Here is a 19,213-nt window from a genome sequence, read left to right on the forward strand (position 1 = left end):
CAACAGGCGGCGCGAGGCCCAGTAACCCGATCAGGGGTACAAGAAAATGATTTTCATTGCTTACTGTGACTGCGCGGAGGGCGGTCCTCCGCAGCCCGAAGCACAGCGGAGACCACGTGGACACCACCTCGGCCAGCACCGATCTCCTCCGGGAGTTGCCCGACCCGCTCCCCGCGGAGCACATCATCGGCATCAACACGCCCAAGGAGGACATCCGCTCCACGCGCGCCTACGAGTGGAACGGATGGCGGTTCCGCGTTCCCCCGGGCGTGTTCACCCCTGGAGCCACCAGCAGGATGATCCACGAACGGCTGCTCGACAACACCATCGCCGTGCGCGGCCTGGTCTACGCCGCGATGGGAGTCGGGCTCGGCGCGGAAGCCGTGGCGGCGGGGATCGCGGGCGCGGCGCGGATCTACGCGCTGGACGTCCACGAGCCCAGCGTCCGCGCGACGCGGGAGCACTTCGAGCAGTTCGTCGGAACCGGCGACGTGCTCGTCCCCCTCGTCGGCGACCTCTTCGAAGCGCTCCCCGACCGCACCCGCCTGGACGTGGTGACCTTCAACCCGCCCGCGGTGAGCCAGAAGGTCAGCGACGACCCCGACGTCGTGCGCAACGTCTGCGAAGGGGCCGGGATCGTCACCCGGTTCTTCGACCAGATCGTCGACCGCGACCTGCTCGCCCCCGGCGGCAGGGTCTACGTCGCGCTGTCCAACACCGCCGACATGCACCGGATCGTCCGCCACGCCATCAGCGCCGGACTGCGGCCCGCGATCGAGCACCGCCACGACTGGCACGACGGCGTGATCACCCACATCTTCCGCTTCACCGGGGGGAACCAGGCATGACCCTCGACGCCGCCCACGCCGACACCGTCGAGGACCTGGCCGCGCAGGTCCTGGCCGCCCGTCGCGGTCCCGACCCCGCCACCCTCACCGCCACCAGCGTCTTCTGGGTCCACCACGGCACCCGCCTGGCGGGTGGGAACACCACCTACCGCAACCAGTACCTGCTCGTGCGGGTCGGCTCCGCGTTCGGCGCTTGCGCGTTCGAGCACGGCGAGATCACCCCGGACGTGTGCGCCGAGGCGTCGGGCCAGCCGCTGGACCGACTGCTGCGCGACTCCCCGCTGCCCCTGCGCATCGCGGCGCTGGACGCCTACTTCGGCTCCACCGCGCCGCACCGCGAAGCCACCGCCGCGGAGGCCGTCGCCCTGCCCTCGGGCACGCCTGAGGTCCGCGCGCGGGCCAGGGACGCCGCCATCGCGGAGCTGCTCGACGTGCCCGCCGGGGCGAAGGTCGCGCTGATCGGCGTGGTCAACCCCCTGGTGGCCGCCATCCGCGAGCGCGGAGCCCAGTGCCTGCCCTGCGACTACAACCTCCGCGCCACGCAGTGGGGCGACGCCGTGACCCGCGACATGGACCAGGTGCTCGACGTCGCCGACGCCGTCGTGGCCACCGGGATGACGCTGGGCAACGGCACCTTCGACCGAATCCTGCGCCGCTGCCGGGAGCGGGGCGTTCCGCTGGTGGTCTACGCCCAGAGCGGCAGCGCGATCGCCAGGCAGTTCCTCGGCGGCGGGGTCACCGCGCTGTCGGCCGAACCCTTCCCCTTCTCGCAGTTCAGCGCGGAAACCACCGTCCTGTACCGGTATCGCGCAGATCGGACCCGATGAAGACGGCGCGAAGCGGGCCGGAAGCCGCGACGACAGTGCTGGACCGACCACCGCTCACCGGCGGCCCGCCGCCCGCCGTGGGCAGGGGACGCGCGGCCTGCCACCACGGCGAACTGCTCCAGGGCTGCTTCCCCGACCGACGGGGAGGGCGCCGCAACGGCCTGGTCACCCTGCCCGTCGCGGAGCCCGCCACGCACGCGGAGTTCCGGCGGGACCGCGCGCTGTCCCCCTCCGACATCCGCGTGGACCCACCCGACCGCACCAACACCGCTCGCGCGGCGGCGCTCGCCGTCGCGGAGTGCGTCCGCCGGACCGGGCAGCGGCCGGACGGGGGCCGCGTCCTGCTGCGCGGCGGCGTTCCGGTCGGCGTCGGCATGGGCTCGTCCACCAGCGACCTCATCGCGGCGGTGCGCGCGGTCGCCGACAGCTACGGCACCACCCTGCCCGCGCGGGTCGTCGCGGCCATCGCGGTCCGGGTGGAGACCGCCAGCGACCCGCTCATGCTCGACGACCGCCCCCTGCTGTTCGCCCAGCGCGAGGGGACCGTCATCGAGGTGCTCGGCGACCGGTTGCCGCCGCTGGTGGTGGTGAGCTGCCTGACCGGCGGTGGCGCGCCCGTCGACACGGCGGCCCTGCCCAGCGACGACTACGACGACGAGGAGGTCGAGGTGTTCGCCGGGCTGCGCGCGGACATCCGCCGCGCGATCAGCCGTGGCGATCCCGAACTGCTGGGCCGGGTCTGCACCCGCAGCGCCCGGCTCAACCAACGACGACTGCCCAAACCGGAGCTGCCCCTGCTGATCGAGGTGGCCGAGCGGGCGGGCGCGGTCGGCGTGCAGATCGCCCACAGCGGCAACGTCGCGGGCGTGCTGTTCCCCGCCGACCGCGCCGGGGCCGGGCGTCGCGCCAACGCCTGCGCGGACCTGCTTGGACGCGCCGGAATCCCGATCACCAGCGTGTTCACCACTTCCGGGAGCCGACCCACCACCCCCGCGGAGGAGGACCGTGCACGACCACGTCGCAACGGCCATCGGAACCCCTGACCTGATCGCGGTGGAAGAAGGCGTCGTGTGCCTGAGGTTCGAGACGATGAAGGTCGTCTCGGCGATGGCCGCGGTCGAGCACCTGCTCGACCGCGGTCTGGTGCGCCCCGGCGACACCCTGGTGGACAGCTCCAGCGGCATCTACGCCTACGCCCTCGCGCTGGCCTGCCACCGCTTCGGCATGAGGTGCCTCATCATCGGGTCCACCACCGTGGACGCGACGCTGCGGACGCAACTCGCGATCCTGGGGGCGGAACTGGAGCAGATGCCTCCGTCCGCGAACCTCAAGCACGACCAGGACCGGCGGGTGCGCCGCATCCGGGAGATCCTCGCCGAGCACCCCGACTACCACTGGATGCGGCAGTACCACGACGACATCCACTACCTCGGCTACCGCCCCATCGCCGAACGCCTCGCCGCCGAGCTGGGCGACGGGATCACCCTCGTCGGCGGCGTCGGCTCCGGGGCGTCCACCGGCGCGCTGGCCACCTACCTGCGCCGCGACGCGCCGGACACCACGCTGGTCGGGGTGCAGCCCTTCGGCAGCATCACCTTCGGCGCCGAGCACGTGCACGACCCGGAGATCATCATCGCGGGCATCGGCAGCTCCATCGTCTTCGACAACGTCTCCCACCGGATGTACGACACGATCCACTGGACGTCCTTCGACACCGCCATGTCGGGCAGCGTCGATCTGCTGCGCCGCCACGCCGTGTTCGCGGGCCTGTCCACCGGCGCGGCCTACGCGTGCGCCCGGTGGGAGCGCGGGCTCGCGCCGACCCGGACGGTGGTGTTCATCGCGGCCGACACCGGCCACCGCTACGCGGAGTCGGTCTTCGCCCGGCACGAGCGGGCCGCGCCGCTGGACTCGCTGGCCCCGACGCAGGTCTCCACCACCGATGAGCTCGCCCTGCCGTGGTGTCGGATGGACTGGAAACGCGCTCCCGCGCCCACCGGCCACCGCTGACGGCGGGGTGGGCGGGAGATCCGCGTGCGCCCACCTCCCCGTGCTCGCGCACGCGGATCTCCCCGTCACCTCAGCGCGGCAGGCCCCGCATGTACTCGGCGAAGCCCTCCAGGCCGTCGACGTTGCGGGGACCGCTGATGCCCTCGTTGTAGTCCAGCACGTAGAACCGGTCGTTGACCACGGCGGGCAGTTTCGCGGTGGTGGGCGAGGACTTGAGGAAGTCGATCTTCTCCTGGGCCGGCTTGTCGCCGTAGTCGAGGATCACGATCACCTCCGGCTCCCGCTCCACGACCTGCTCCCAGCCGACCTTGGTCCAGCGCGCGTCGAGGTCGGCGAAGATGTTGCGCCCGCCCGCGAAGGCGATGATCTCGGTGGGCGGCACCTGGCTGCCCGCGGTGAAGGGCTGATCGGTGCCGGAGTCGTAGAGGAAGACCGGCACCGGTTCCCCCTGCGGCACCCGCGACTTCACCGCCTCCACCCTGGTCCTGAGGCCGTCGACCACCTCGCGGGCCTTGTCCTCCACGCGGAAGATCTTCCCCAGCCGCTCCAGGTCGGTGTAGAGCGCTTCGAAGGGGGGCTTGCGCTCGGGGAAGTTCGGGTAGTTGAAGCAGGACTCGGTGTGCATGAAGCTCTGCACGCCCAAGCCGTCGAGGATCTCCGGCGTGATGCCGCGCTGGTCGCTGAAACCGGAGTTCCAGCCCGCCACCACGAAGTCGGCCTTGGCGTCGACGACGAGTTCGCGGTTGAGCAGGTCGTCGCTGAGGAACTCGACCTCGGCGTACTCGGCCGCCCACGGCGACTCGGTGACCGGCGGGTTGGCGGGCGGCATGACGTAGCCGTGGACGTGCTCGGTCAGTCCCAGGGAGAACAGCTTGTCGGCGCTGCCGCCCTCGTAGACCACGGCCCGCTGGGGCACGCGGTACTCGACCTGCTCGCCGCAGCGGTTGACCACCACGGCGGCGTTCTGCTCCCCGGCGCCTTGGACCTGGGCGCCGCAGCCGGACAACAGCGCTGCCGCTGCCGCGGTGATCGCGAGCCGTCGGCCGGAGGTGGGTGATCTCATGGTGCGCTTCCCTCTTCGACGTGGTTGGCGAGCGTGTACAAGATCTGGGGCACCCCGTCCAGCGGGTGCTCGACGACCGAGGCGCGGACGCTGAACACCTCGCGCAGCAGCTGCTCGGTCAACACCTCGGCCGGTGTTCCCGAGGCCACCAGCGCGCCCTCCGAGAGCACGCACAGCCGGTCGCAGGCCGCCGCGGCCAGGTTCAGGTCGTGCAGGACCACCAGGACCGTGAGCCCCGAGTCGCGCAGCAGGCGCAGCAGGTCGACCTGGTGGCGCAGGTCGAGGTGGTTGGTGGGCTCGTCCAGCACCAGCACCTCGGGTTCCTGCGCCAGGGCGCGGGCGATGAGCACGCGCTGCCGCTCGCCGCCCGACAGCGACAGCACGCCGCGGTGCGCCAGGTGGTCCACGCCGACCTGGCGCATGGCGCGTTCGCACAGCGCGGCCTCCCGCGCGCTCAGCGGCGCGTTGCCCTTCAGGTGCGGCGCACGCCCCAGCGCGACGACCTCCGCCACGGTGAAGTCCAGCTCGCCCGAGCTGTTCTGGGTCAGCGCCGCCACCAGGCGGGCGCTCTCGCGCGGCGACATCGCGCCGATGTCGGCACCACCCACCCGCACCACCCCCGACCGGGGGCGCAGCGCCCGGTAGACGCAGCGCAGCACGGTGGACTTGCCCGAGCCGTTGGGGCCGACCAGCCCGACCACCGAGCCGCTGCCCACGCGCAGCGAGACCTGCTCGACGATCGCGCGTCCGGCCAGCTCCACCGACAGCCGGTCAACGTCCAGTTCCACTGGTCACCGCCCCCCGAACAGGTAGCCGCGGCGGCGCATCAGCGTGATGAACACCGGAACGCCGACCAGCGCGGTGATCACCCCCAGGGGCAGCTCGCGCGGCGCGACCACGACACGGCAGACCAGGTCGACCCACACCATGAACACCGCGCCGAACAGCGGCGCGATCACCAGCACCCTGGCGTGGCCCGCGCCGACCACGATGCGCACCAGGTGCGGCACGACCAGGCCGACGAACCCGATCGCACCGCTGGTGGCCACCATCGCCCCGGTGGCCAGCGCGGTGACCACGAACAGCCACCCGCGCAGCCGGTCGGCGTCCACCCCCAGGCTCGCGGCGCTCTCGTCGCCGAAGGACAGCACGTCCAGTCCCCGCGCGGCCCGGCGCAGCGCCACCACGGCCAGGACCACCACCGCGGTCACCACCGGCAGCGCGCCCCAGGTCGCCGCGCCGAAGCTGCCCATCGTCCAGTACAGGACCGTGCTGGTCGCCTCGCTGTCGGGGGCGAAGTACACGATGACGCTCATCAGCGCCTCGAACCCGAACGCCAGCGCCACGCCGGTCAGCACCAGGCGCAGCGGGGTGACCCCGGTCGCCGAGCGCGCGGCGAGGTAGACCAGCCCCGAGGCGACCAGCGAGCCGAGGAAGGCCCCCACCGACACCGCGTAGATCCCGAACCCCGCCAGCGCGCCGAACACGGTGACCGACACCGCGCCGACCGACGCGCCCGAGGACACGCCGAGGATGAAGGGATCGGCCAGCGCGTTGCGCACCATGGCCTGCACCGCGACGCCGACGGCGCTCAACCCGGCCCCGACCACGGCCGCCAGCACGACGCGGGGCGTGCGCACCTGCCAGATGATCTGGTACTGCGTCACCTCGTCGGCGGAGATGACGCCGCCGGTCAGCGCCGCCCACAGGAAGCGCGTGGTGTCGCCGAAGGGGATCACCGCCGAACCGAGGCTGATCGCGGCGAGCACGGAGATCACCAGCGCGGCGCCCAGGACCGCGCAGGCGGCGGCGGTTCCGGGGCGGCCGGACGCGGTCGGCAGCCCCCGGACCGCCTCGTCGCCGCGAACCCGCGCGGGCGGAGCCTGTCCCCCGTCCGCGACTTTGGCATTGATTTTCATTGACAGGAACGTAGCACGATCGAGTGGCTGCCCGGCTCGACGTCCTGTGCGACATCCCGTGCGGCGCGGCCCGCCCGGCCGCCTCGGAACTCCACCGGCGGCCGACGCGCACCGCGTTGGTCACCCGAGCGTCTCGCGCGCACCGGGGAACGGGTCGGCGAAGGTCAGCTCGGCCGCCAACCACCGCTCCTCGTCGGTGAGCAGGGCCTCGCTCAGCGCGGCCTCGATCACCTCCCCCGTTCCCCGGTACGCGACGACCACCAAGTCCTGCGCCCGCCCGCGCCCGTCCGCCCCGGACGAACCGCCGACAGCGGCGGGCCAGGGGCCCACGTCGCCGATCCGCACCGCGCGGCCCGCCCCCTCCAGCCACAGCACCGAGTCGTCGCGACCGGCCAGCCAGACCCTGCCCCTCATGCGCACGACACCACCGGAGAGCGCGGCGAGCACGCGGCGCAGGCGCACGGGGTGGAAGGCGCGACGCGCGGTGAAGCGCACCAGGTGCACGCCGTGCGCGGGTTCCCCCGGAACTTCGCCCCGCACCAGGGCGTCGAAGGTGTCGTCCACCTCCCCCCGGCGCGATCCCGGCGGGATCGAGGCCAGCAACGCGTCGACGTCGAGCACCGACAACTCGCACCGGGGCGCGAGGGGGTTGAGCCGCTCCAGGACGGCGGACACCCGTTCGTCACCGGTCGGCCCGGTCAGCACGAGGGCGTCGGCGAACTCCGCCTGTCCCACGACCAGTTGCGCCACGGTGCGGGCGTCGCCGGGCGCCGCGGACAGCCCGCGCTCGGCCATCAGGTCACCCCCGGTGGCGTCGGCGAACCACGTGGCGCGGTCCACGACGGTGATGACCGCCTCGACGCGCACGGGCTCGCCCTCCAGCGCCAGGCACACCGCCTCGGGCTCCAGGGCCGGGTCCAGGTGCACCACCACCGGACCCCGCAGCCGCCGCAGCAGCGGCAGCAGGTCCGAGCGCATCGCGCACGAGACGCAGCCGTGCTCCAGGCGCAGCTCGGTCGGCACCCCGTCGACCCAGCGCCGCACCACGCCGTCGGACAACTCGCTCAGGTCGTGGCTCACCAGCACCGAACCCGGCAGCGCCCGCCACACCTCCTCGGCGACGGAGTGCTCGCCCAACCCTGCGACCAAGACGACGGATGTGTCCACACGACCACGGTAAACGACAATGATTTTCAGTACAACCACGTTCACCCGGCGATCCGACGCCACCGCCGGAGCGCGACGGGGCGGGTCGCGATCGAGCAATTATTGAAAACGATTGTCCTTTGCCTTAAGTTCTGCCAGTAGACGACCACTGGGGGAGCGATGCCGAACCACGCGGCCTGCCGCGACAAGAGCGGGTGGACCACGGCGCGAGCGCCGAGATCGGTGCGTGCCGTGATCGCGGCGCTCCTCGTGGCGCTCTCCGGCGGTCTCGTCCCCGCGCACGCCGCGGAGGGCCCGGCGCCTCGGCCTGCGGGCAGGCAGCTGCTCTCCACCGGGCACGCCGACCTCGTCTCGGTGCTCCTCGACGAGGGCCGCCTCGTCGTCGCGGGCAAGGCCGACGTGGACCGGGTCGCGACCCGCTTCGACCCGGCGCGCACGACGGTGCACGTCAGCGACGCCGCGGCGCGACGCGCCCCGTCCTCACCCGCCTACGCCTTCCTCGGCGTGCCCGCGGGCGCCCCGATCCACGTGCTGCCCCAGGCATCGCAGCCGGGTGTGCTGTGGGCGGGCTGGAACACCGAGGGCGTGCCGCGCGGCGCGCTGGCCGGTGACACCGTGGACATCACGCTGCGCTCCGCGCGAGGCCCCGGCAACGTGGAGGTCTACTTCACCGGCACCGACGGCCCCGAGCGCGTGTTCAGCTCGCGGGACGCGGGCGTGCGCACCCTGCGCGCCTCGGTGCCGACCCACGCGCACGCCAACTGGGCGTTCACCGCGCCCGGCGTGTACGAGCTGGAGTTCACCGCGTCGGCCACGACCACCTCCGGCACGCCCCTGGTCTCCGCCTCGACCCGCTACGTCTTCGCGGTCGGCCCGCACGCGGCCACCCCGACCTCCACCGCGCTGGAGGTCGGGGAAGCGGGCGGAGGACTCCGGCTCTCCGCCACCGTCACCGGCGGTCCGCCGCACCTCGACGGCGGCGTCCCGACCGGGTGGGTGGAGTTCACGCGGCACCACGCCGACCGCGACGAGGTCGTGGGGCACGCGGCCCTCGACGGCGGTCGCGGCGCGCTGTCGCTGCCCGACGTCCCCGACGCGCTCGCCTTCACCGCCCGCTTCGTCCCGGCGATCGGCGACCTGGTCGCCCCGTCCGACTCCCCGACGGTCGCCAACCCGAGGGCGCCTGCGGGCGCGGTGGTGACCGGGGTCCGCGACCGCTACGCCACCGGCCAGACCATCACCGCCTCCGCGCTGATCACCCCCGAACGAGCGGACCGCACCGCTTCCTGGTGGACGCGCGTCGGCGACCGCGTCACCGACCGGGGCACCGGTCCGGCGCTGACCCTCCCCGCCACCGCCGACCTCGACGGTGCCCTGCTCGGGTTCGACGTGCGCGACCCGCAGGGGCGGGTGGTCGCCACCGCGCGCGCCGTCCCGCTCGCGATCGACCCGGCGCCGCCGACGACCACCACGCCCGACCCGGCACCCACGCCCGACCCCGCGCCCACGTCCACCGCCACCACCACCGCCTCCGGTAGGTCCCCGTCCCCGACCGAGCCGCCCACCGGCCCCGGCGCGCCGCCCCCGCCGTGCGTGCCCACGTCGGTGACCCGCGTGGTCGAGCCCGGCGAGGTGGAAGTCGTCACCGACGGCCACTTCGACTACGGACCGGTGGTCGAAGGTGGCGCGCTCACCGCGCGGATCAAGGACGACCGCGACGGCGAGCCGGTGTTCCGCGACCCCGGCGGGTACGTGTTCCACCTCGACGACACCGCCCGGACCACGCCACCGGCCGGGTCCGGTTACGACTTCCTCGGCGGCGGTCCCGTGTGGATGATGCCGTTGACGCAGCGCTCGGGCATCCCGTGGTTGGGCTGGAACACCCAGCACCCGTCCGTTCTCACCGGGATCACCGGGGACGTCACGATGACCCTGGAGGAGGTCCGGGGACCGGGCAAGCTCGCCGTCTACGGTCAGGACCCGTTCGGCGGCGTCGGCGACCGCTACTTCGGCACCGCCGACGGCTTCCCCAGGGCGACGACCGTCCCGGTTGGACGGTCCGGCGTCCACGTGCACGGCGTCTGGGCCTTCACTGCGCCCGGCGGCTACGCGGTGACCTTCTCGTTCAGCGCCACCGTCGACGGCCGCCCGACCACCGCCCGCAGCACCCTGGCCTTCCACGTCGGGCCGGGCGACCCGAAGACCGCCCGGCCGAAGTCGGAAGTGGTCGAGCAGGTCGGCCACACCCCCGACGGGCAGGACTGCGCCCTCGGCGCGGGCGGGCTGGCGGACACGGGCCTCGACGACGAGCTGGTCGTCGCCCTGGTCGTCGTCGCCGCGCTGCTGCTCCCACTGGGCTTCCTGCTCACCAGCCTGACGACGTTGGCCGCGGTGCGGCGACGGCGTTGACACACCCGCGAGGGAGGAACCGAACACATCCCCGGCGCCCGTGCGCCATCCCCACCCACGCCCTCCCCGCAGGGGAGCGGCAGAACCGAGGAAGACCTTGAACACAGTACGAGAACGCAGAACGCGGGTCACCGGTCGCGTCGCCGCTGTGGCGTCGCTGACCGCACTGGGCCTGGCCGTCGGCTCCCTGACCGGGACCGCGAACGCCGAGTCCGCCTACGCCGACAAGCAGGTCGTGTCCGAAGGCCACGTCGACGTGTTCTACGTCGACGTGGTGGACTCCGCGCACACCCTGGTGGCGCACACCGCCGCGGGCAACGTCGCACCCGGCGACCTGGTGATCCAGGCCAAGCCGTCGGTGGCCTCGCGCACGGTCAGCGCGACCGTCGCGACCCTGCCCGGCTGGAAGCCGCAGGGCCAGACCTACTACCTGCTGCCGCAGACCTCCCAGGCGGGCCAGGTGTTCGGCGGCTTCGGCTACAGCTCCGCCGTGGCCGAGGGCACGTCGGTGACCTACGAGCTCGACTCGGTGCGGGGCCCCGGCGCGTTCGCGCTGTGGCAGAACGGCGAGGACGGCCCGAACGTCTTCCTCGCCTCCGCCGACGGCGGGCCGAAGTCGTTCACCAGCGCGGCCGACCACGAGCACGCCAACTGGGGCTTCACCGAGCAGGGCGAGTACCAGGTGACCGTGCGCGCCGCGGTCACGCCACCCGGCGGCACGCCCACGCGGCTCCAGCCCGTCGTCTACACGTTCTTCGTCGGCGAGGAGCTGCCGCAGGAGCCGACGCCCGATCCCGGCACCCCTGCCACGCAGCTCACCATCACCGGGTTGGCGAGCCACTACCACGCGGGCGGCGTCGCGGCGCTGACCGCGGTGCAGACCCCGCCCACCGACGAGGACCACTACCACTGGCTGACCCGCGCCGCGGGCGAGACCCAGTGGTCGTTCGTGCCGGACGCCTACACCGCCAAGTACGGCTTCGTCGTCCGCACCTCCGACGACAACCGCGAGATCAAGGCCGTGCTCTACAACCGCGACCACCAGCTCATCGCCGAGTCCGCGCCGGTCGTCATCGACGTCGACGACCACGGCAACGACCCGGTCAACGGCCCGACCATCACCGCCACCCTGTCCGAGCAGCAGGGCGCGCTCGTGCTCAGCGTCGCCCCGGAGAACCGCGAGGTCGACCTCGGCGCGCTGACGCTCAACCCGGCCGCCGACCGCTACACCGCCGCGGGCGCGCTCAAGCCGATCACGGTCACCGACACCCGTGCGGAGAACCCCGGTTGGAACGCCTCCGGCCGGGTGCGCGCCTTCACCACCGTGGACGGGCAGCAGCTCGGCGGCAAGTACCTGGGCTGGACGCCCACCGTGCTGTCCGCCTCGCCCAACCAGACCGTGGCCGCGGGTCCGCAGGTCGCCTCGGGCTTCGCCGCGGGCAACGGCCTGGCCACCTGGTCGCAGCTGGGCACCGCGGCGGCGGGCGCCGGTCGCGGCACCGCTCAGCTCGGCGCCGAGCTGAGTCTGGAGGCCCCGGCCGACCTGGCGCCGGGCACCTACCGGGCCCTGCTCATCCTCACCGCCATCTGATCCCACCCCGGTGCGGGTCCGCTCCGAGGAGCGGACCCGCACTCCCCTTTTCCCGTGCTGGAGCACTCGTGAGAACCCTGTCGACCGCGGTCCGCCTCATCGGGACGGCCCTTGTCGTCACCAGCCTGCTGCCCGTGCCGCGGGCCTCGGCCCAACCCGCCGACGGCGACACCGGGCGGCAGACGTGGTCGGTCGCACCGGCCTCGGCCGCGGGCCCCGACGGACGAGCGCGGTTCGACTACGTCGTGGAGCCGGGCATGCGCTACGACGACCACCTCGCCGTGCGCAACCTCGGGGAGACCGAACTGGCGCTGGACCTGTACGCGGGGGACGCGGTCAACACCGGCACCGGCGGCTTCGACCTGCTCGCCCGCGACGAGCCCTCCACCGTGATCGGCCAGTGGATCACCGTCTCCGCGCCTCGGGTCGTCGTGCCCGCGCGCGAGACCGCGATCGTGCCCTTCAGCGTCACCGTTCCCGCCGACGCCGAACCGGGCGACCACGTCGGCGGCCTCGTCGCCGCGCTGACCACCGGCGGAGACACCCCCGTCGAGGTGGAGCGCCGCGTGGGCAGCAGGCTCTACGTCCGCGTGGCGGGCCCGATCACCGCCTCCGCGCGGATCGACTCGCTGACCGCCACCCACCACGGCACGCTCAACCCGGTCGGCACCGGCGAGGTCGACGTCACCTACACCATCGTCAACGACGGCAACCTGCGCCTCGCGCTGCGCCCCTCGGTGAACGCGAGCGGTCCCCTCGGCCTCGTCGAACGCGGCACCACCGGCGAGGTGCTCCCCGAACTGCTGCCCGGCAACGCCGTGACCCTGACCCACACCCTCACCGGCATCTGGCCGCTGGGTCCGCACGAGGTCCGCGTGCGGGCCGAACCCGTCACCTCGGCGACGCAGGACCTGGCCGGAGCGGTGGAGCCGGCCACCGCAGGCACCACCGTCTGGGCGCTGTCGTGGACCGCGACGGGCACGCTGGTGCTGTTCGTCGGCCTCCTCGTCGCGCTGTGGCGCGTCCGGCGGCGGATCCGCGCCCTGCGAGTGGCGACCAAGCCCTGACCCGCTGCCCGGTCAGGCGTGCGAGTGGGGTGCCGCTCCAGGGGCGGGCCGCTGATTCCGACCACGACAACACGCGTGATCACCGGGTATCTTGGTTTTGATTATCGTTGTCGTTCGGCGCATCCGCAGGGGGACCTCTTGTCGCAGGACACGATCACCGACCCGCACCGCGCTCTGATGAACCTGATCTTCGGTTCCATGGCTTCCCAGGTCGTGGGCGCATGCGTCCGACTCGGCGTGGCGGACGCCCTCGGCGAAGCGGAGCGGTCCACCGAAGAGGTGGCAGGCGCGTGCGGCACCCCGACCGGCACGACGCGCCGCCTGCTGCGCGCGGCGACCGCGCTCGGCTTAGCGGTGGCGCGCGATGACGACCGGTTCGCCCTGACGCCGATGGGCGGGATGCTCAGGTCCACCGGTCGGGGTTCCCTGCACGCGTTCGCCCAGGTGTTCACCGACCCGGTCATGGTGCGGCCGTGGCACCGCCTGGACGAGGCCGTCGCGGCCGACCGCACCACCTTCGAGGACGAGTTCGGGGCGCCGTTCTTCGACCACCTGAGGACCTCGCCGGAACTGGCGGCCGGGTTCAACGCCGCGATGAGCCAGGGCACCCGCCTCGTCGCGGCCACCCTGCCCGGAGCGTACGACTTCGGGCGCTTCGGCGTGGTGGCCGACGTCGGAGGTGGCGACGGCACGCTGCTGGCCGCGATCCTGCGCGGGCACGAGGAGCTGCGCGGGTGCTGTTCGACACGGCCGAGGGCGTCGCGCGGGCCGAGGACACGCTGCGCGCGGCGGGTGTGGCGTCGCGGTGCGCCATCCGGACCGGCGACTTCTTCACCTCGGTCCCCACGGGAACCGACGCGATCCTGCTCAAGAGCGTCCTGCACGACTGGGACGACGAACGCGCCACCACGATCCTCGGGCACTGCCGACGCGCGCTGCCAGAGCACGGCAGGCTGCTGGTCGTCGAGCCACTGCTCCCCGAGGCGGTCGAGGACGCCCCGTCACCGGTGGTCTACCTCAGCGACTTGAACATGCTGGTCAACCTCGGCGGCCGGGAACGCGCGCGCGCCGAGTTCGCAACCCTGCTGCACGGCGGCGGTTTCACGGTCACCGACGTCACCCCGTTGCCGCCATCGGGGTTCTCCCTGATCGAGGCCGTCGCCTCCTGACCGCACCGGAGGTGCGACAGTGGACCGGAGCAACGCCGACGGGGTCACCGGGCTCCGGATGACACCCCACCGGCGCGCGGTGCTGCGCGCGCTGGCCTGCCTGCCCGGACCGGCAGCGGTCCACACGATCCACCACGCCCTGCGGGCGAGCGGTGAGCGCGTGGGTCTGTCGACGCTGTACCGGCAGATCGCGACCCTGGTCGACGCGGGCGTCATCGGCACCAGGCTGGACCGGCAGGGGCGCCACCTGTTCCACCTCAGGACCGACGACACCCACGACCACCACCTGACCTGCGTGCGCTGCGGCCACGCGACCCCGGTGGACGCCTCGGCCGTGCTGAGGTGGGCAGCCGACGCGGCCGCCGCCCACGGGTTCTCCGACATCACCACCTGGGCCGACCTGACCGGTCTGTGCCCGCGCTGCCCGGCCGGGCGCGCGACCGGAACGCGATCGGCGAGGACCGTCCCGGAACCACCGGAGGAAGCTGAGCGATGAGTCCCACCACGACCGCCACCGACACCGGGGGCGCGGACGGTTACGCCGTCAACGCCCAGTACTACGACCTGATCTTCCCAGCCGACCTGCGCGACGCGGTGAGCGCGGCGCTGACCACTCGGCTGGCGGGCGCGCGGCGCGTGGTGGAGATCGGCTCGGGCACCGGCCAGTTCACCGAGACCCTGCTGGCGAACCTGCCCGACGGCGGCGAGGTGTTCGCCGTCGAGCCCGCCGCGGTGATGCGCGCCGCGCTGATCACCCGGCTGGCGGCGCTGGAGGACCCGCCGGTGACCGTGCTGCCCGAGGACGCGCTGACCGCCGAGGTCGACGGCCCGGTGGACGCGGTCGTGCTGCTGCACGTGCTCACCCACTTCTCCCCCGCCGACCGCGAGGCGCTGTGGGCGCGCTGGGCGGCGCGCCTGAATCCCGGCGGCCTGATCGTGGTGGACGTGCAGGCCCCGCAGACCCCGGTGGCGGTGCCGCCGACCACCATGCCCGGCCGCACCCTCGGACGTCGCCGCTACGACACGGTCGCGGAGGCCACAGTGGACGGCGACGGTCTGGTGTGGACGATGACCTACCGGGTGCACGAGGGCGACCGCCTGATCTCCGAGGAGTCGGTGTCGTTCCCGTCGTTCGTCGTCTCCGATGAGGTGCTGCACGCCGAGCTGGGCGATGCCGGCTTCGAGCCCACCACCGACCTGCGGGACGGACTGCTGGCCTGGCGGCGGCGTTAGTGGTCGGTTCGGGCACGCTGTCGGTTTCACCACCCGGCCCGCTCGACCACCAGCTTGCGGAACCACCCCGCACCGATCGCCTGTTCCCGGCGATCAGTGCGGGGTGGTTCCACGCGCCGGGTCCGCCGCGGCCCCGCGTCGGCCGGGTTTACAGCAGGCCGCGCCGGTAGGCGGCCACGAGCCTGCGGGGCACCACCAGCTTGCGGCCGTCCAGGGTGGTGACCGGCACCAGGTCGGGCGCCTGGGCCTTCCACTGCGCGCGGCGGTGGCGGGTGTTGCTGCGCGAGGTCTTGCGCTTGGGCACGGCCATGTCAGCGGTTCCTCTTCCCGTAGCGGCGGTTGAACTTCTCCACGCGGCCCGCGGTGTCCACGACGCGCTGGTTGCCGGTCCAGAACGGGTGCGAGTCGGCGGTGATGTCGACCGTGATCAGCGGGTAGGTGTTGCCGTCCGACCACTCGACCGTCCGGTTCGACGTGGCCGTGGACCGGGTCAGGAACGCCTTGCCCGTGGACTGGTCCTGGAAGACCACCGGGTGGTAGTCGGGGTGGATGCCCTGCTTCACAGCTCCTCCATCTCGTCGTGCCACTGCGCGAACGGGTCGACGAACTCCAGCTCGTCGGCCAGCGCGAGTTCCTCGTCGGTCACCAGCGCGCCGCGCAGCGCCGCGGTGATCTCCTCCGCCGACGCGGAGGAGGTGATGACGACCAGTTCCTGCGACCGGTCGCCGAAGCGGGGGTGCCACACGGCCGAAGCGGCCGCCCGGCGCTCGGCGGGCACCTCGGACCAGTCCTCGACGGCCGCGAGCCACGGTCCGAGGTTGCCGACGTTGAGCCCGCCTCCCGCGGATTCCAGCCACAGCGCGACATCCGGCTGGCTGGCCACCCACACCCGGCCGCGCGTGCGCACGACACCGTCGAGCAGCACGTCGATCGCCTCGTGCAGCCGCATCGGGTGGAACGGGCGCCGTTCGGTGAAGTGGACCACGGCCGCGCCGTGCGCGGGCTCCAGTGGCGGCTGCCCGTGCAGCAGGACGCCGAAGCCGTCGTCGAAACGGCCCCTGCGGGCCGTGCGGGGGATCGCGGCCAGCAGCTCCGCCACGTCGAGGGCGTCGCGGTCCCGGCGCGGCGCGAGCGGGTTCAACCGGTCCAGCACGGCTCCCAGCGCGGGGGTGTCGCCCGCGCCGGTCAGCACGATCGCGTCGGCGAACTCGGCCTGCCCCACGACCACCTGCGCCACGGTCCGCTCGTCGCCGTCCCCCGCGCCCAGACCGCGCTCGTCCAGGGTGTCGTCGCCGGTGGCGTCGGCCAACCAGGTCGTCCGGTCCACCGCGGTGACCACGGCCTCGACCCGCGCGTCGATCCCGCGCAGGGCGAAGCAGACCGCTTCCGGTTCCAGCACCGGGTCCAGGTGCACGACCACCCGACCGCCCAAGCGCTCCAGCAGCGGCAGCAGGTCCAGGCGCAACGTGCACGAGACGCAGCCGTGGGCCAGTTCCAGCACGCTCAGCTCGCCGTCGACCCAGCGGCGCACCACGCCCTCGGCGAGACCGCGCAGGTCGTGGCGGACCAGCACCGACCCCGGCCAGGCGCGCCAGACCTCCTCGGCCACGTCGTGGGCGGTGAATCCGGCCACCAGTAGGACCTCGGTTCCCATGTGGGCTAGCCTAACGGAAACGATTGTCGTTTCACAAAGCGGAGGTACCGTGTCCTCACGGCACTGCCAGGTCACCGGGCGCAAGCCCGGCTACGGCAAGCAGGTCTCGCACTCGCACCGGCGCACCTCGCGGCGCTGGCTGCCCAACACCCAGCGCAGGCGCTTCTGGCTGCCCTCGGAGAACCGCTACGTCGTGCTGACGCTGTCCACCAAGGGCATCAGGACCGTCGACAAGCGCGGCATCGAATCCGTCGTGGCCCAGCTGCGCAAGCAGGGGGTGAAGCTCTGATGGCCAAGTCCACCGACCTCCGGCCGATCATCAAGCTCCGCTCCACCGCGGGCACCGGCTACACCTACGTCACCCGCAAGAACCGCCGCAACGACCCCGACCGCCTGGTGCTGCGCAAGTTCGACCCCGTCGTGCGCCGCCACGTCGACTTCAAGGAGGAGCGCTGATGGCCAAGAAGTCCAAGATCGCCCGCGACCGGCAGCGGCGCGAGACCGTCGCCCGCTACGCCCAGCGGCGCGCGGAGCTGAAGGAGGTCATCCGCACCGACCCCGAGCGCCGGGACGAGGCGCTGGCCGCGCTGCAGCGGCTGCCCCGCGACGCCAGCCCCACCCGGCTGCGCAACCGCGACGCCGTGGACGGCCGCCCCCGCGCGGTCTTCCGCGCCTTCGGCCTGTCCCGCATCCGCCTGCGCGAGATGGCCCACCGCGGCGAGCTGCCCGGCGTGACCAAGTCCAGCTGGTAGGAGGAACCGTGCCCCGAGTCGAACGCCCCGCCAAGCGGCGGGTCAACCTCCTGCGCAAGGAGGGCGTCACCGAGGTGGACTGGAAGGACGTGAACCTGCTGCGCAAGTTCATCTCCGACCGCGGCAAGATCCGCTCCCGCCGCGTCACCGGCCTGACCCCGCAACAGCAGCACCAGGTCGCCACCGCGATCAAGAACGCCCGCGAGATGGCACTGCTGCCCTACCCGTCCCGGGGTCGCTGACCCCACCGGTGTGCTCCGCCCGCGCGGGCGGAGCACACCGCCCCCCCACCAGGAAGAACCCATGACCACCGATCCGCGAGTTCCCGTCACCGTGCTGTCCGGCTTCCTCGGCGCGGGCAAGACCACCCTGCTCAACCACGTCCTGGCCAATCGCGGGGGACGCCGGGTGGCGGTGGTGGTCAACGACATGAGCGAGGTCAACATCGACGCCTCGCTGGTGTCCGGCCGGGGCGGTGAGCGCCTGGTCGAGCTGACCAACGGCTGCATCTGCTGCACCCTGCGCGAAGACCTGCTGGAGAGCGTCGGCGCGCTGGCCCGGGAGGGCCGGTTCGATGCCATCCTGATCGAGTCCACCGGCATCTCCGAGCCCATGCCGGTCGCGGCGACCTTCGAGTGGACCTTCGAGGACGGCACCAGCCTGTCCGACCACGCCCGGTTGGACACCACGGTCACCGTGGTCGACGCCTCGACCTTCCTGCCCGAGCTGGAACGCGGCGACCGGCTCGACCAGCGCGGGCTCGAAGCGGCCGACGGCGACGAGCGCGGCATCTCCGACCTGCTGGTGGACCAGGTCGAGTTCGCCGACGTGCTGGTGCTCAACAAGACCGACCTCGCCACTCCGGAGCGGCTGGCCACCACCGAGGGCTTGTTGCGCGAGCTCAACCCGGCCGCCCGGCTGATCCGCTCCCACCGCGGCGTGGTGGACATGGCCGAGGTGCTCGACACCGGCCGCTACGACCCGGTCAGCGCCGCGACGTCACCGGGCTGGGCGCAGGAGCTGGCGGGCTCCCACACCCCGGAGACCGAGGAGTACGGCATCCGCTCGGTCACCTACCGCGCCGACCGCCCGTTCCACCCCGCCCGCCTGGCCGCCGCGCTGGAGGACTGGACCGGCGTGGTGCGCAGCAAGGGGTTCTGCCACCTCGCCAGCCGTCCGAGCACCCTGGCCGTGTGGTCCCAAGCGGGCCCGAACATGACCATCGAGCCGGGCGAGTCGCTCACCGGCCACACCGCCCGCCAGGAGCTGGTCTTCATCGGCATCGGCCTGGACCCCGACGAGCCGCGCCGCCGCCTGGACCCGGCCCTGCTCACCGACGCCGAACTGGCCGCGGGTCCCACCGCCTGGCGTCGCATGGACGACCCGCTGCCGCCGTGGGACCTCGACCCGCACGACCACGAGCACCACTTCCCGCCCTCCCGCCACACCGCGGAGCTGTGAAGGGGGAGGGCTCGGCCGGCCCTCCCCCCTCCCTGAACGCCCG

At 73.0% G+C, this 19,213-nt stretch carries 22 protein-coding genes and 1 pseudogene; 16 read left to right on the plus strand and 7 right to left on the minus strand.

Features of this window, described 5'->3' with window-relative positions; genetic code table 11:
- Positions 1–116 precede the first annotated feature (116 nt).
- From JOF41_RS16950 to JOF41_RS16965, 4 genes are read left to right on the plus strand one after another with little or no spacing between them, the layout of a single operon-like run.
- Complete coding sequence (locus tag JOF41_RS16950; RefSeq protein WP_209620122.1) at positions 117–848, plus strand: class I SAM-dependent methyltransferase; 732 nt, start codon at positions 117–119, stop codon at positions 846–848.
- Complete coding sequence (locus tag JOF41_RS16955; RefSeq protein WP_209620125.1) at positions 845–1,675, plus strand: Rossmann-like domain-containing protein; 831 nt, start codon at positions 845–847, stop codon at positions 1,673–1,675. Before JOF41_RS16950 ends, JOF41_RS16955 begins: the two co-directional genes overlap by 4 nt.
- Positions 1,672–2,718: a GHMP family kinase ATP-binding protein gene (locus JOF41_RS16960; protein ID WP_209620127.1), complete on the plus strand. Its 1,047-nt coding sequence runs from the start codon at positions 1,672–1,674 to the stop codon at positions 2,716–2,718. The genes JOF41_RS16955 and JOF41_RS16960 overlap by 4 nt, the downstream gene beginning before the upstream one ends.
- Complete coding sequence (locus JOF41_RS16965) at positions 2,681–3,685, plus strand: pyridoxal-phosphate dependent enzyme (RefSeq protein ID WP_209620131.1); 1,005 nt, start codon at positions 2,681–2,683, stop codon at positions 3,683–3,685. Before JOF41_RS16960 ends, JOF41_RS16965 begins: the two co-directional genes overlap by 38 nt.
- Before the next feature lie 70 nt (positions 3,686–3,755).
- Here the strand turns inward: JOF41_RS16965 and JOF41_RS16970 are convergent, their stop codons facing one another.
- From JOF41_RS16970 to JOF41_RS16985, 4 genes are all read right to left on the minus strand, one after another.
- Entirely contained in the window at positions 3,756–4,748 is a 993-nt protein-coding gene (locus JOF41_RS16970) for an ABC transporter substrate-binding protein (RefSeq protein WP_209620134.1), read from the minus strand.
- Positions 4,745–5,536 carry an ABC transporter ATP-binding protein gene (locus JOF41_RS16975; protein ID WP_209620137.1) on the minus strand — a complete coding sequence of 264 codons (792 nt, stop codon included), beginning with the start codon at positions 5,534–5,536 and terminating at the stop codon, positions 4,745–4,747. The genes JOF41_RS16970 and JOF41_RS16975 overlap by 4 nt, the downstream gene beginning before the upstream one ends.
- A 3-nt stretch (positions 5,537–5,539) precedes the next feature.
- Positions 5,540–6,667: a FecCD family ABC transporter permease gene (locus tag JOF41_RS16980; protein ID WP_209620140.1), complete on the minus strand. Its 1,128-nt coding sequence runs from the start codon at positions 6,665–6,667 to the stop codon at positions 5,540–5,542.
- 120 nt (positions 6,668–6,787) lie between these two features.
- Positions 6,788–7,834, minus strand: a complete 1,047-nt coding sequence (locus JOF41_RS16985) for a GTP-binding protein (RefSeq protein WP_209620143.1) — start codon at positions 7,832–7,834, stop codon at positions 6,788–6,790.
- A 159-nt stretch (positions 7,835–7,993) separates the two neighbouring features.
- Here JOF41_RS16985 and JOF41_RS16990 point away from each other — a divergent pair, with 159 nt between their 5' ends.
- The 7 genes and pseudogenes from JOF41_RS16990 to JOF41_RS17015 all read left to right on the plus strand — a co-directional run bounded on the left by JOF41_RS16990 (position 7,994) and on the right by JOF41_RS17015 (position 15,303).
- Positions 7,994–10,243 (plus strand): TIGR03773 family transporter-associated surface protein, encoded by a 2,250-nt coding sequence (locus JOF41_RS16990; RefSeq protein WP_209620146.1) that lies wholly within the window; start codon positions 7,994–7,996, stop codon positions 10,241–10,243.
- 148 nt (positions 10,244–10,391) lie between these two features.
- Positions 10,392–11,834, plus strand: coding sequence for a choice-of-anchor M domain-containing protein (locus JOF41_RS16995; protein WP_209620150.1), 1,443 nt, complete (start codon positions 10,392–10,394; stop codon positions 11,832–11,834).
- A 68-nt stretch (positions 11,835–11,902) separates the two neighbouring features.
- On the plus strand, positions 11,903–12,901 hold the full coding sequence (locus JOF41_RS17000; RefSeq protein ID WP_209620153.1) for a WxL protein peptidoglycan domain-containing protein: 999 nt from the start codon (positions 11,903–11,905) through the stop codon (positions 12,899–12,901).
- A 198-nt stretch (positions 12,902–13,099) separates the two neighbouring features.
- Positions 13,100–13,561, plus strand: a pseudogene (locus JOF41_RS37820) (methyltransferase family protein); the annotation flags it as partial.
- Positions 13,562–13,635: 74 nt separating this feature from the next.
- Positions 13,636–14,070, plus strand: a complete 435-nt coding sequence (locus JOF41_RS37825; RefSeq protein ID WP_307867441.1) for a methyltransferase — start codon at positions 13,636–13,638, stop codon at positions 14,068–14,070.
- 19 nt (positions 14,071–14,089) lie between these two features.
- Positions 14,090–14,566 carry a Fur family transcriptional regulator gene (locus JOF41_RS17010; protein ID WP_209620156.1) on the plus strand — a complete coding sequence of 159 codons (477 nt, stop codon included), beginning with the start codon at positions 14,090–14,092 and terminating at the stop codon, positions 14,564–14,566.
- The gene (locus tag JOF41_RS17015; protein ID WP_209620160.1) at positions 14,563–15,303 is read left to right on the plus strand and encodes a class I SAM-dependent methyltransferase; all 741 of its coding nucleotides are present in this window, start codon (positions 14,563–14,565) and stop codon (positions 15,301–15,303) included. Before JOF41_RS17010 ends, JOF41_RS17015 begins: the two co-directional genes overlap by 4 nt.
- Positions 15,304–15,451: 148 nt before the next feature.
- Here the strand turns inward: JOF41_RS17015 and rpmF are convergent, their stop codons facing one another.
- From rpmF to mrf, 3 genes are read right to left on the minus strand one after another with little or no spacing between them, the layout of a single operon-like run.
- Complete coding sequence (gene rpmF, locus JOF41_RS17020) at positions 15,452–15,613, minus strand: 50S ribosomal protein L32 (protein ID WP_209620163.1); 162 nt, start codon at positions 15,611–15,613, stop codon at positions 15,452–15,454.
- Position 15,614: 1 nt separating this feature from the next.
- Positions 15,615–15,866, minus strand: coding sequence for a type B 50S ribosomal protein L31 (locus JOF41_RS17025; RefSeq protein ID WP_209620165.1), 252 nt, complete (start codon positions 15,864–15,866; stop codon positions 15,615–15,617).
- Complete coding sequence (gene mrf / locus JOF41_RS17030; RefSeq protein WP_209620167.1) at positions 15,863–16,957, minus strand: ribosome hibernation factor-recruiting GTPase MRF; 1,095 nt, start codon at positions 16,955–16,957, stop codon at positions 15,863–15,865. The genes JOF41_RS17025 and mrf overlap by 4 nt, the downstream gene beginning before the upstream one ends.
- A 49-nt stretch (positions 16,958–17,006) precedes the next feature.
- Here mrf and rpmB point away from each other — a divergent pair, with 49 nt between their 5' ends.
- The 5 genes from rpmB (at position 17,007) to JOF41_RS17055 (ending at position 19,170) form a co-directional block, all read left to right on the plus strand.
- Positions 17,007–17,246 (plus strand): 50S ribosomal protein L28, encoded by a 240-nt coding sequence (rpmB, locus tag JOF41_RS17035; protein WP_229795969.1) that lies wholly within the window; start codon positions 17,007–17,009, stop codon positions 17,244–17,246.
- Positions 17,246–17,413 (plus strand): 50S ribosomal protein L33, encoded by a 168-nt coding sequence (rpmG, locus tag JOF41_RS17040; protein ID WP_189225129.1) that lies wholly within the window; start codon positions 17,246–17,248, stop codon positions 17,411–17,413. Before rpmB ends, rpmG begins: the two co-directional genes overlap by 1 nt.
- Positions 17,413–17,709 (plus strand): 30S ribosomal protein S14, encoded by a 297-nt coding sequence (gene rpsN / locus JOF41_RS17045; RefSeq protein ID WP_189225128.1) that lies wholly within the window; start codon positions 17,413–17,415, stop codon positions 17,707–17,709. Before rpmG ends, rpsN begins: the two co-directional genes overlap by 1 nt.
- Before the next feature lie 8 nt (positions 17,710–17,717).
- Entirely contained in the window at positions 17,718–17,951 is a 234-nt protein-coding gene (rpsR, locus tag JOF41_RS17050; protein WP_189225127.1) for a 30S ribosomal protein S18, read from the plus strand.
- A gap of 61 nt (positions 17,952–18,012) precedes the next feature.
- Positions 18,013–19,170, plus strand: coding sequence for a GTP-binding protein (locus tag JOF41_RS17055; protein WP_209620170.1), 1,158 nt, complete (start codon positions 18,013–18,015; stop codon positions 19,168–19,170).
- The last annotated feature ends 43 nt before the right edge of the window (positions 19,171–19,213 follow it).

Origin of the sequence: Saccharothrix coeruleofusca (assembly GCF_017876325.1) — a bacterium.
Classification (GTDB): Bacteria; Actinomycetota; Actinomycetes; order Mycobacteriales; family Pseudonocardiaceae; genus Actinosynnema; species Actinosynnema coeruleofuscum.

Bases quoted from the DNA above. Each gene is read 5' to 3' on its own strand.
- JOF41_RS16955 (WP_209620125.1), top strand. From the start codon at position 845: ATGACCCTCGACGCCGCCCACGCCGACACCGTCGAGGACCTGGCCGCG.
- JOF41_RS16960 (WP_209620127.1), top strand. From the start codon at position 1,672: ATGAAGACGGCGCGAAGCGGGCCGGAAGCCGCGACGACAGTGCTGGAC.
- JOF41_RS16970 (WP_209620134.1), bottom strand. From the start codon at position 4,748: ATGAGATCACCCACCTCCGGCCGACGGCTCGCGATCACCGCGGCAGCG.
- JOF41_RS16980 (WP_209620140.1), bottom strand. From the start codon at position 6,667: ATGAAAATCAATGCCAAAGTCGCGGACGGGGGACAGGCTCCGCCCGCG.
- JOF41_RS16990 (WP_209620146.1), top strand. From the start codon at position 7,994: ATGCCGAACCACGCGGCCTGCCGCGACAAGAGCGGGTGGACCACGGCG.
- JOF41_RS17015 (WP_209620160.1), top strand. From the start codon at position 14,563: ATGAGTCCCACCACGACCGCCACCGACACCGGGGGCGCGGACGGTTAC.
- rpmF (WP_209620163.1), bottom strand. From the start codon at position 15,613: ATGGCCGTGCCCAAGCGCAAGACCTCGCGCAGCAACACCCGCCACCGC.
- mrf (WP_209620167.1), bottom strand. From the start codon at position 16,957: ATGGGAACCGAGGTCCTACTGGTGGCCGGATTCACCGCCCACGACGTG.
- rpmG (WP_189225129.1), top strand. From the start codon at position 17,246: ATGGCCAAGTCCACCGACCTCCGGCCGATCATCAAGCTCCGCTCCACC.
- rpsN (WP_189225128.1), top strand. From the start codon at position 17,413: ATGGCCAAGAAGTCCAAGATCGCCCGCGACCGGCAGCGGCGCGAGACC.
- JOF41_RS17055 (WP_209620170.1), top strand. From the start codon at position 18,013: ATGACCACCGATCCGCGAGTTCCCGTCACCGTGCTGTCCGGCTTCCTC.